This is a genomic window from Mycobacterium sp. (assembly GCF_044370595.1).
Lineage (GTDB): Bacteria > Actinomycetota > Actinomycetes > Mycobacteriales > Mycobacteriaceae > Mycobacterium.
The window spans coordinates 1-11171 of sequence record NZ_JBILVF010000113.1 but is presented as its reverse complement, the minus strand read 5'-3'; the positions used below and the strand labels follow the sequence as shown (position 1 = coordinate 11171).

The following is an 11171-nucleotide window of genomic DNA, read 5'->3' as shown; positions in this document are numbered from 1 at the left end:
AGGTCGATCCAGGGTGAGTTCTGGCCGACGGCCAGCGGCGCACGCTTCAGCGCCGAGTCCATCGTCGTGCTCTGGATTGTCAGCAGCGGGACTGTGAAGTTGCTGCACTGCGGATACCCCCGCAGCGCAACCCCGGCCTCCTGGACGAACACCGACAACTGCCCGTCAGACGACGGAATTGGACTCCACGGTCCGCGACTCGAGTCGCAGGATCGCGATCAGGCAGGCGGCGGCCAGCACCCCCACTGCCATTGCAAACACCGTGCCACCGGCGTGCAAGCCCCAGGCCTGCGCAGCCAGGCCCGCACCGACCACCGGTATCGAGAGTGCGATATAGGCCACGACGAAGTAGGCGGAGCTGACTGCGGCGCGGGCATCGGCGGGTGTGCCCTTGTCGACGGCCGCAAGTCCTCGGCTGAAGCTGATGCCCTGACCGAGGCCGGATATCACTGATGCGGCGATCAGTGCTGGAAGCGATGAAAAGTGCAGTGCCGCAGCAAGCCCAACCATGCCGACCACCAGGATGGCGGACCCCAGGGCGACCGCGCGCCGGGGTGCAATCCGGACCGCAACGATCTGTGCGGCCGCCGACGCCGCGAAGATCGAGCCGGCGACCAGTCCGGCTACCGCATGGTTGGCGACGCCGATGATCTCGGCGACGAACGCCGGCGCCACCGCGGCGAACAACCCGGTGACGGCGAAGCCGGCGAATGCGGCCAACCCGGCGATGACGAATATCGGTCGAACCGGCGGGGGAACCGAAAGCCGTTGCAGGCGGGGTTTTCCGCTGCGAGGCGATGTCTCCGGGACGACCAGCACCGCGATCGCGGCAAGGACCGTCAGCACGATGTGCACCATGAACGGCAGCCGCAGCGGCTCCGGTGCGTACTGCACCAACAGTCCGGCCAGGATCGGTCCACTGCTCAGGCCGCCCATATTTGCGATGGTGGCCACTGCGGGGGCCCGGGTGCTCCAGTCGGGCGGGGCCGCCTCGATGACGGCGGCCGTGGCGGTCCCGGTGAACAACCCCGCCGACAGTCCGGACAGCACCCGGCCCACCAGGAGTTGGACCACCGTATCGGCGCTGATGAAGACCACTGCGCTGGCCAGCGCGCAGAACGCGCCCGCCAACAGCACGGGGCGGCGCCCGATCGCATCCGACCAGCTGCCGAACACCAGCAGCGCTGTCAGCACACCACCCGCATAGGTCGCATAGATCACCGTGGTCCCGACCACCGCGAAGTTCAGTTGTTCGGAATACAGCGCATACATCGGGCTGGGCATCGTGGTACCGACCATGATGGCGGCGAAGGCGTAGGCCAGCAGAGCGAATCCGTATCCACTTCGCCCGGAACCCATGGGTCGAGTATGGCCCCCGGGGCGGACCCCTCGGCAGCAACACCACACAGGTCGATCAGGTCGGCCTGCCGCTGACGGTGACGCAGGATCAGGTGGCTGTCGGCTTCGCCGAGTCCCGCGTGCGCGATCAGGGTTTCACCGTGTACCTCACAAACTCGCAGCTGTTGATGTAGGAAAGAGGTCAGGTCGCCGACGGAACGAGGATTCTCATGGATTGCGTCCCGTTCAGATGAGTGCCTGGGCCGTCAGTCACATTCCGCCCTTGCTGTTGTTGACCGGCTTGATCGTGGTGATCACCGGTGGCTCGCTGATGTTGCAGATGCTGTTTCGGCGGCGGTTTCCGTTGTTGCGCGGCGACGAGCACAACGACGTCGCCAAGTTCACCTACGGTGTCATCGGATTCGTGTACGCGTTCTTCTTCGGTTTCATGGTGTCGGCGATGTGGGGCCAGATCAGCTCCGCCGACGCCCAAGCGCGGGTTGAGGGCGCTGCGGGGGTTCAACTGGCCAGGGATGCCGGGGTGTTCGGTCAGTCCGATGCGGCCCGTATCCGAGCCGGCCTGCTGGTGTACGAGAAGGCCGCGATCGCGGAGTGGCCCCGGGCGGCGGCGGGCCGTTCGGCGGCGGCTGACTCCGCGCTGGCCGAGGTCTATCGCGCCTATGAGCAGATCCGGCCGGAGACCGAGGCGCAGAAGGCCTTCCTCTCGACGTCGTTGTCGAATCTGGACAAGGTCAGCCAGAGCCGCACGGAACGAACTTCCCAGGCGCGCACCGATACCGGACCATCCTGGCCGCTGTGGGTGGTGTTCTACCTGACCAGTGCGATGGTCTTGGGGACGGTGATCACCTACGGGGTGCAGAAGCCGTTGATGCACTACGTGATGGTCGCGACGGTGGGGACACTGGTGGCGGTGAACATCTTTCTCGTGGTGCAGTTGTCGCATCCTTTCCTCGGTGATCTCGGCACATCCCCGGAACCTCTCCAGGAGGTGGTGGCGGTGCTGTCCGAGCTCTCCGGTCGGTGAGCCAAGCGACTGGGCGACCGTTCCGGCGTGCCTCTAGTTGCGGCGGGCATCCCGTCGTCGATCACGCTGACCTTCCTCATCGCCTCGCCGCTGATCAGCGAGATCGCCGCGATCATGATCGGTGACCAGTTCGGCTGGCACATCGCGGCCGCCTACGTCGCAGCCGGCATGGTGCTGTCCCTGGTGACCGGCTGGATCTCCTCGCGCTTCAACCTGAGCCGATGGGTCGAGCCAATGGTGTTCACTACGAATACCTTCTTCGGCACAGTTGCAGTAGGAATCATGATCATCGGATTCCTGTTCAACATCATTGGATGACGTCCCAACCCACCACCCAACGGAGTTCCTCATGATCGTGACAATTCTCGGACCAGGTTGCCGCAACTGCCACACCCTTGAGGAGCGCACTCGTGAGGCGCTCACCCAACTCGGTTTGGACGCCGAGATCGAGGCGGTCACCGACTACGCCGAGATCGCCGGCTACGGCGTGATGAAGACTCCCGGGCTGGTGGTCGACGAGGAAGTCTTCGTGGCCGGAAAGGTGCCCAGCGTCAAGGACCTCACCGGACTGCTCGCCGCACGCTGACGCCGTGATCACGAAATCTGTTCCAGTCGATGGCGACGACGACGTCGACGTCGTGGTCATCGGCGGCGGCCAGGCCGGACTTGCCGCAGGCTACTACCTGCGCCGGGCGGGGCATCGCTTCGTCATCCTCGACGATCAGCCAGTGCCGGGAGGCGCCTGGCCGCACACCTGGGCATCGTTGACCCTCTTCAGCCCGGCGCAGTACTCCTCGCTGCCGGGGTGGCTCATGCCGAACTCGCCCAACGGATTTCCACCGGCCCGGCACGTGATCGAGTATCTGCGCGCCTACGAGCAGCGCTATCAGCTGCCGGTGCACCGGCCCGTCCGTGTGCGTGAAGTCATCCGAGACGGAGATCACCTCCGGGTGACGACGTCCTCGCGCCGGTGGCGTGCGCGAGCCGTGATCAGCGCGACGGGCACCTGGCAGCAACCCTTCTGGCCGATCTACCCCGGCGCGCGCACCTTCCGCGGGCAGCAGTTACACACGGTGGGCTACCGCGACGCCGCACCCTTCGCCGGCAAACACGTCGTGGTCGTCGGCGGCGGCAACTCCGCGGCCCAGCTGCTTGCCGAGATTTCCCAAACCACCACCACGACATGGGCCACCAGCACTCCGCCCCGGTTCCTACCCGACGACGTCGATGGACGCGCGCTGTTCGACGTCGCCACCAGGCGTGCCGCCGACCTGGCTGCCGGGCGCCCCGACACCGGCGGCATTGCGGCCCTCGGCGACATCGTCATGGTCCCCCCGGTCAGGGCAGCCCGGGAACGCGGTGTGCTGCAGGCGGTCCCGATGTTCGAGGGCTTGAACACCGACGGGGTCTACTGGGCCGACCACGAACAACACGCGGATGTCATCGTCTGGGCGACCGGCTTTCGCCCAGCCCTTGCCCACTTGCGGCCGATGCACCTGCGAGAGCCTGACGGCACGATCGCCGTGTACGGCACCGAGGCGGTCAAGGAACCCGCCTTGCACCTGCTCGGCTACGGAGACTGGACAGGGCCGGGATCGGCGACACTCATCGGCGTCGGTCGCACAGCGCGTGCCGCTGTGGAAGCGCTCGTGACGAACAGATGAGCCCCGATCCTCAGCCCCCTGGGGAATTCCGAGGACTAGCAGGCGGATTCAATGCCGACACCGGCGGCCCGGTGACTTCGTACACGCGGAATCGTTCGTCGCCGGCGAAGCCCCGGGTGGCATAGAGCAGCCGGGAGAACCCTGCCCCGTCCTGCCACAGGCTCGGATAGCGGATGTTGAGCGCGTCGGCGTCGGTGATGGCGGGGTTACTGACTACGAGGTAGTCGACGCCGTGATCCCACGGACGGTTCAGCGCCGCCTTGAAGTCGAAATCGCTGGTGATGATGAACTGGGTGGGTCGTGCGGAGCTGAGCCAGACACCCCAGGTATTGAATGTGTCCATCAGGACAGCCCCGTCGGGGAGTTGTTGGCTGTCAAAGTAGCTCGCCATCAGCCGGTCGTTGACCATCAACCGCCTATACCACTGCTGCTGGGCCGGCAGACGCTGGGGATGCAACAGCGAGTTGAAGCCGAATTGCAGTTGCTGGTTCCCGATGCGCTCATTGAGCATGGCGCTCACGGTCGTCGGGAATCCGACGGCGACCGACAGTGCCACCAGTGCCGCGCCGATCTGGGTGGCGCGGGTGGTGATCTGCCAGGGTCGGCGCGAACCCACTGCGGGGTTCCACAGGGCCAGTGCGATGCACAGCACCAGGGGGATCGCGGTCAGATAGAACCGGAACCATCCGAACGTCGACGAGGAGAACTGTCCCCACGCCGCGAATGCCAGCACCGGACCGAACGTCACCACCGGTGCAAGTGCGGCGCCCTTACGCGACAGTGCCGCAAACGCGACCGCGATCGCGGCCGCTGGGAATGCGAAGGGTTGCATGCCCATCAGGCGGGCGCCGATCACCACCCATTCCGCCGATGCCGATCCGGCCAGTGATCCGCTTCGATCGGCGGCGCCGGCCACCTGTCTCTCATTGCCGTACTGCGAAGTCAGTGTGGCAAACAGTTCGTGGTTGACCACCCAGCCGGTGAGCGCCCAGGCTGCCACCGCTGTCGCGATCGGCAACAGAATGACGGCAAGGTGAGCCGCCGCAGCAGCGCCTCGGCCTGGGGTGCCGCGGGCAAAAGCGACGACCGCGACCAGCACCGCGACACCGGCTGCCGCCGCCAGCACTTCGTAGCGTGCCAAATAGCCGAGCCCCAGCGCCAGGCCTGCCCACGCAAGGTCTTCAATACGGCGTTCGTCCATCCAGCGCATCAGGTACCGAACGCACCACAGCAGACAGAAGATCTCGGCCGCCTCGCTCATCCCGGAGGCGCCGTAGACAACGATCATCGGCTGCAGGGCGAAACAGGCGACTGCTACCCGTCGCCACCCCGATCCCAGGCCGCGGTCCATAGCGATGCCGCGGACTACCAGCGCCGCGGCGGCCATGAACAGCGCGCTCTGCCCAACGCCGGCCAGACCGTGCGTGCGCAGTTCGGGCCACCATCGAGAGAACAGCAGAAACGGGACCTCCACCAGGCTGGGCAGTGGATTCCAGACGAAGCCGATTGCCGAGAGATGCGGATCCCGGCTCATCAATACGTAGCCGGCGTTGGCGACCCTGCTGGTGGCGTCGGGGTCAAACAGGTTGTAGCGCATCAGCAGGGTATGGCCGACCGCGAAGTACAGCGCGGCCAGCCCGAAGTACAGCAGAACGACGGCTAGGCGAGCCCGCGCCGCCCGGGACGAACCCGTGCCCGGTGACAGCAGCACCGTCGTCACCGACTCACCGGCCTCGTCGACGCCACCGCCGCCAGAACAGCACAGCCCCGGCAAAGCCAAGCACCGCCAGCGCCATGACGGCGGTCAGCTTCATCCAGCGCTTCCAGCTGTCGCCCGGGTACTCGTTGATCAGCGGGCCCCCCTCACGCAGCGTCAGACTGACCGTCCGTCCGGCCGATCCGGTGGCCACCACGTCGCCGGACAGCGAGGCCCAGCCCGAAGGCAGTGCACGGATGAATTCCACGCCGGCATCCACCAGTGACCAGTCACCGGTACCGCTGAGCGCCAATATCTTTCGTCCCGACTGCGAGAACACTTGGACGACACCCGCCGGGCCGTTGAGGTCGACCTCGGTCTGCAGGGCACCGCCGATGTCCACCGAGTCGCCCGGTCCCGGTAGCACGGTCGGCCGCAGACCGGCCTGGGCGAGGTACGGCCCCGGCGCCACCGCGAGCAACCCTCGCCCGGATCGCGCGGCCGTCGCCATGTCGGCCAGCCTCGGGTGCAGGGTCGCCGCGGTCTGCAGGGCCAGCAGGTTGATGGCGGCAACCGCGAAGCGCAGGTGATCCGGGCGGTCGACGACCACGTCGAAGTCGGGCGTGAACGCCATGGGAAGTGCCGGGAATCCGCCGCGGTTACCCGTTCCGGATGTGACCACGACCGTCGAGGCGGGATCGAGCGCAAACTGAATCCGGTCATTGAGCGGGGCGCAGGGCTGACTCGGAAGGTAGCGGAGATCCACCGCGACCCCGACATTGGACTGGATCGACTCTGCCGGGATGGTACCGGTGATGTCGAGTTGGCCGGATTCGTCAAGCCGTCTGGCCGCCAACACCGCGCCGCCCGAGCGCACGACCACCGACGCTTCCCCGCCTGTCACCGGGGTGTAGTGGCCGATGAGTCGCAGGGTGGCCTGCTGGACCGACCCCACCGCGAACTGGCCGATGTCGATCCCGACGTAGAGCGTGGCGGTGCCCTGCACCGATGTCTGCCCACTGACACCCAGCTGGCCCAACGTCATGATCGTCGTTGATCTCGGGATGTCGGCCGTTGCCGCGTCCACACTCGCAGACCGGTTCTGTGCCAGTTCGAAACGGCGATCGGTGAACAGCGCGATCTGCCGGCTGAGTTCCTCGCCGCGGCCGGTGACGATCAGCGCGGCTTCCGGCGTGTTCGGGTTGTTTACCGCCAGCCCGGTCGGGCTTCCGTCGCGCAGTTCGATCACCCGACTGGTCGGCGGCCCCGGCCGGGTGGGCCCGGTCGAGGTGTCGACGTCGATGCGGACCGGAATCGGCCGGTAGCGCCGGGTGAGCTTGGCGGCCAGGTCAAGCACGGCTTGCTGCTGTTCCGCAGACGGCGTCGGCCCGGTACGGATCAGGAACTGATCCAGATAGGCGGGCATGAAGTCCGAGACCACACTCGGGTACGGAGTCCGGCCGGTGTAGGTGGACGCGAGTTGTCCGAGCGTCAGGGAGGGTGGCCGGGTACAGCTGTCCCCTCGCGGATTGCGGCTGCGCACCACGAAACTCAGCTTTGCGATGCCGTCGGTGACCAGGGCCCCGGAGATGTCGACATCGAAGGGTGCCGAGCCTGTAACCCCGGGCGCCGGGATGCTCGCGAGGGTGATCCCTCGCTCGTCGAGCACGTCCACCCGCCCGTCGATGACGTTGACCACCGAACCGATGAAGCCCGTCAGTCGGTCCGGTGTGACTCCCGGCAGGACGGGTATGTCGGTGTCGACCGGTTGATCGCTGCCCAGAATGTCGATTCGATCCGAACGGCCGAGTTGTAGCCAGCCGATCGGTTCGGCCGCAGCGGAATCCGCGATGTTGGTGTTGGGCACCGCCCTGGCGGTGACAGGCTGGCCGACAAGTGCCGTCAGCGCGACGACAACACCCAGGACGGCGATCGCCCGGTGCAGGAGTTTGGTCAAGAGTTCCCCGCTGTCGCGTCATGGGGCGGTGCCAGTCCGTGCACGGTCAACTCCCAGTACGAGGGATGAAAGATCAACTGGTACATCGCTTTGACCGCCGCGATCGACTGCAGAAGCCAATATGCCGGCACCAGCAACGCTGCCCACCACAGGTATGGCTTCTTCAGCGCGACGGTGGTGATCACCCCCGCGAAGACCGATAGCGGCGCCGCGACCAGCAGCAGGGCCAATGACGTGTAGTAGGTGACTGGCGGGAACATCAGAGTGATGGCGTGCGGGCGCGCGACCATCCACAGCAGCATCGCCGACCACAGCATGACGTTGAACGCGTTGAGGATCGGAACGAGTCCGGTCAGGTTGACCAGTCGAATCGAGGCTTTCAGGCCGACTTCACGGCGCAGTTCGAGCGGTCTGCGCAGGTGTACGAGCATGGTTTGCAGATAGCCCTTGTACCAACGGGAGCGCTGCCGAATCCAGTTGACCGCATCGGAATTGGCCTCCTCAAGGGTGATGGAGTCCAGAATCAGGGTCCGGTAGCCGTACCGGGCCAGCCGGACACCGAGGTCGGCATCCTCGGTGACGTTGTACTCGTCCCATCCGCCGACCTCGCGCCACACTCGGGTCGGTAGATGACACGATGTGCCGCCCAGGGGGACGACGCAGCCGGAGCGGGCGACGGCGGGCAGGATCGCGGCGAACCACTGGTCGTACTCCAAGGTGAACCAGCGGGTCAGGAGATTCTGCCTCTCGTTGTGGTAGCACAGCCGGGCTTGCAGGCACGCCACGTCGGCCGGCAACCGCTGGAACGCCACGACCGCACGGCGCAACTGCAGCGGATCGGGGATGTCCTCCGCGTCGTAGATGGTCACCAACTCACCCCTCAACCCGGGCAGCGACATGCCGTAGTTGCATGCCGACGGTTTGGTCTTGGGGGCGGTGTCCGGAACGACGACGACCCGGATCGGCGCGATGGGCACACCCCGCAGTGCTGTTTCGGTTTCGAGGTCGTCTTCCTCGGTGAGTAACAGCACTTCAAGTTTGTCAGTCGGGTACTCCAGGTTTCCCACGCCGCTGAGTAGGTTCCGTACGATCTCCGGCTCCCGATACACCGGCAGCAAGACGGTGTAGACGGGCAGGTCGTCGTCCGGAACTGCGCGAGCCTCGTCGTCGCTGATCGAAACCAGTTGCGGGGCAGCGATTCCCCTGAACGTCAGCAGGTTGCGGTCGATGGTCGACAGCAGGTACAGCAGCGGTGCCACCATCGTCAGTACCGGGAGAACCTCCGCCGGCAGCCTGATGGCCAGGATCGTCAGCACTCCGAGAGGCAACGCCCCGAGGACCAGCGTTCGCGGGCCGAGTGCGCCGAGGGCTGAGAATCGTTGGTCCAGCAGGGGAGTCCGGGTTTGGTCGAGGCAGGCGTCAGTCATTGTCGGCCTGTGCGGCGGTCACGATGTCGTCGACGACTCTTTGTGCCCGGTCACGGACCGCCGGATCGACGATCGTCGATGGATCGGCCTGCTGGCGGGTCAGCCACAGGATCGGATCAACAACAGTGCGGCGCAGGGATGGCGGCTCCGGCAGTGGCGGCGGGTCCTGGAGCGTCAAGTCCTGGTTCACCACGACGAAAACCTGTTGAAAGGTCTCGGCGGTGGCCCACAGCCAACTCACCGCGTACCAGTGCTGATTACCGCCGGTCGTCGCGGCCGAGGAGTCGGTCGCCGACACCAAGGCTCCCTTGATCGCGCCGATGTCGATGAAGCGGTAGTTGACGATGGACGGTGCCGGGTACCAGATGACGTACTGAGACGTTCGCAGCACCTCAAGGTTGCCGGCGGTGATGACGTCGACGGCGACGGCAGGCTGGCCCTCGGACGAAGGTAGTTGATACCTGCGGAAAGTCGCGTCAGGGCCGAGGAAGCGTTGGACGAAGCCGAATTGCTGTACCGGGGCGAGGCCAGCCCGTTCTGTCCAGGTGCCTTCGACGCGGGTGAGTTGCGCCGCCGGGATGGCTGCCGAGGCCGGTGTGGTGAGCAGCAGGTGCGCGCCGGCGACGACAGTCAGCGCCAGCAGTGCCCGCTTTGAGCGATGCGGCAGTGAGGTGATGGTGTCCTTGCCAGACCCCTCTTCACTGGCAAGAACACCATCACGTATGCGGTGCCCGTTCCGGCGTGCCCTGAGTCGTTGCAGCAGAAAGAAACCGAGTAGCGGAATGACGCCTGCGGTGATGACAACCGGTATCGGGCGTGGAAGTCGGTCGAGTGCTGAGGCCGCCCCCAGGCCTGCGAACACACAACCGACTGCCACGGCCACGCGCAAGGGCAACGGGCTGCGTCTGCCGGCGAGGAAGACCGCGAGCGCGCCAAAGCCGCCGGCAACTCGCGTGCCGGCAACGGTGGTCCCGCCGAGAGCGGCGGTCATCAACAGCCATGGCAGCGGGGTCACGGTCAGTATCGAAAAGAAGAGCAGTGACGGCATCTGTCTGACCCGAGCGGTACCGAAGAGGATCGTCGCCACGCAGGCCATCCAGATCGCGGCGCTGATGATGCTAAGCCCCCACAGATTCGCTATCGTCGGAAACCGTTGTGCAGCACCAGTGCTCAGCAACAGTGCGAGTCCACCGAAGCCGATGGCCAGGATCCAATCGGTTTCGCCATCGCTCACCCCGCGCGGGGCGTTCGCACCGCCGTAAGCGATCATTGCCAGCAGAATCGGCATGACCATCAGGTATGACGCCCGTGAGCCCTCGTTGATTGAGCGCGCGATCTCATAGAAGACGCCGCCGTAGGCGAGCAGCGTCAAGGCCAACAGCCCTGTGATTCGCAGCACCAACTGGCGTGTCATCGGTATCTGCCCCGACCCGGTTCCCCGATTCTCTCTACGTCCGGTTTCGCAACCTGGCCAACGCGGTCCTGAGCAGCCCTTCGACCTGCGCTGGGGGGACACCCATCCGCGCGGCGATGTAACTCTGGGGGACCGCGTCACAGAAACGCATTGTCACCGCAATGCGTTCCCGCTCCGGCAACTCCGGCAGTAGCGGCTGGAGCGCTTCCCAGGCACTTGTAGCCGGCCGGTCCTCCGAGTCGAGAAGTAACCCCATCATCGATCCCCCCTGCAGTAGGCAACAACAAATCTGCACAGGGATTTGAGCTGAAAATTCCAGTTGCTCTGGAGAATTAGCCTTAGTCAGGCCCGCACAGAAAGCTACCCGGGGACTGGGGGAAGCAACGTGACTCGAACTTTACGCGCCGCGGAGCAGTGAAAGCAACTATCTGTCTTTATCTGCGACACCGCCGACCCGGTGAAGTGGCCGCTCCTCGGTCGGTCGCCGCCTACGCTGGGCGCCGTGTGCCTGCGCGTCTTCATTCTCAGCGACGAGCCGCTGCCGCCGAGCGTCCGAATGCGTGGATGCAGCGTGGACCCGATCCAACCGGCTCCCGCGTGGAGGGCGCTCTCGCCGACCTCGACCCATGC

The 11171-nt window shown here is 65.8% G+C and carries 10 protein-coding genes; 4 read left to right on the top strand and 6 right to left on the bottom strand.

Annotated elements, in window-relative coordinates:
• Positions 1-165: 165 nt before the first annotated feature.
• Positions 166-1359, bottom strand: a complete 1194-nt coding sequence (locus ADBZ5N_RS13705; protein WP_526258207.1) for an MFS transporter — start codon at positions 1357-1359, stop codon at positions 166-168.
• A gap of 229 nt (positions 1360-1588) precedes the next feature.
• On the opposite strand from ADBZ5N_RS13705, the gene ADBZ5N_RS13700 reads away from it, so the two are divergent.
• From ADBZ5N_RS13700 to ADBZ5N_RS13685, 4 genes are read left to right on the top strand one after another with little or no spacing between them, the layout of a single operon-like run.
• Positions 1589-2383 carry a bestrophin-like domain gene (locus tag ADBZ5N_RS13700; RefSeq protein ID WP_526258205.1) on the top strand — a complete coding sequence of 265 codons (795 nt, stop codon included), beginning with the start codon at positions 1589-1591 and terminating at the stop codon, positions 2381-2383.
• A gap of 27 nt (positions 2384-2410) precedes the next feature.
• Positions 2411-2701 carry a permease gene (locus tag ADBZ5N_RS13695; RefSeq protein WP_526258203.1) on the top strand — a complete coding sequence of 97 codons (291 nt, stop codon included), beginning with the start codon at positions 2411-2413 and terminating at the stop codon, positions 2699-2701.
• 31 nt (positions 2702-2732) lie between these two features.
• A complete protein-coding gene (locus ADBZ5N_RS13690; RefSeq protein WP_526258201.1) occupies positions 2733-2969 on the top strand; it encodes an MTH895/ArsE family thioredoxin-like protein in 237 nt (78 codons plus the stop codon).
• Between the two features lie 4 nt (positions 2970-2973).
• The gene (locus ADBZ5N_RS13685; protein ID WP_526258199.1) at positions 2974-4047 is read left to right on the top strand and encodes an ArsO family NAD(P)H-dependent flavin-containing monooxygenase; all 1074 of its coding nucleotides are present in this window, start codon (positions 2974-2976) and stop codon (positions 4045-4047) included.
• Positions 4048-4057: 10 nt separating this feature from the next.
• Here ADBZ5N_RS13685 and ADBZ5N_RS13680 read toward each other — a convergent pair whose 3' ends face one another.
• From ADBZ5N_RS13680 to ADBZ5N_RS13660, 5 genes are read right to left on the bottom strand one after another with little or no spacing between them, the layout of a single operon-like run.
• On the bottom strand, positions 4058-5827 hold the full coding sequence (locus ADBZ5N_RS13680; RefSeq protein WP_526258197.1) for a hypothetical protein: 1770 nt from the start codon (positions 5825-5827) through the stop codon (positions 4058-4060).
• Positions 5772-7700 carry a hypothetical protein gene (locus tag ADBZ5N_RS13675; RefSeq protein ID WP_526258195.1) on the bottom strand — a complete coding sequence of 643 codons (1929 nt, stop codon included), beginning with the start codon at positions 7698-7700 and terminating at the stop codon, positions 5772-5774. The genes ADBZ5N_RS13680 and ADBZ5N_RS13675 overlap by 56 nt, the downstream gene beginning before the upstream one ends.
• Positions 7697-9127 carry a glycosyltransferase family 2 protein gene (locus ADBZ5N_RS13670; protein WP_526258193.1) on the bottom strand — a complete coding sequence of 477 codons (1431 nt, stop codon included), beginning with the start codon at positions 9125-9127 and terminating at the stop codon, positions 7697-7699. The genes ADBZ5N_RS13675 and ADBZ5N_RS13670 overlap by 4 nt, the downstream gene beginning before the upstream one ends.
• Entirely contained in the window at positions 9120-10541 is a 1422-nt protein-coding gene (locus ADBZ5N_RS13665) for a hypothetical protein (protein ID WP_526258191.1), read from the bottom strand. The genes ADBZ5N_RS13670 and ADBZ5N_RS13665 overlap by 8 nt, the downstream gene beginning before the upstream one ends.
• Positions 10542-10575: 34 nt before the next feature.
• Positions 10576-10797, bottom strand: a complete 222-nt coding sequence (locus ADBZ5N_RS13660) for a sigma factor-like helix-turn-helix DNA-binding protein (protein WP_526258209.1) — start codon at positions 10795-10797, stop codon at positions 10576-10578.
• Positions 10798-11171: the final 374 nt, after the last annotated feature.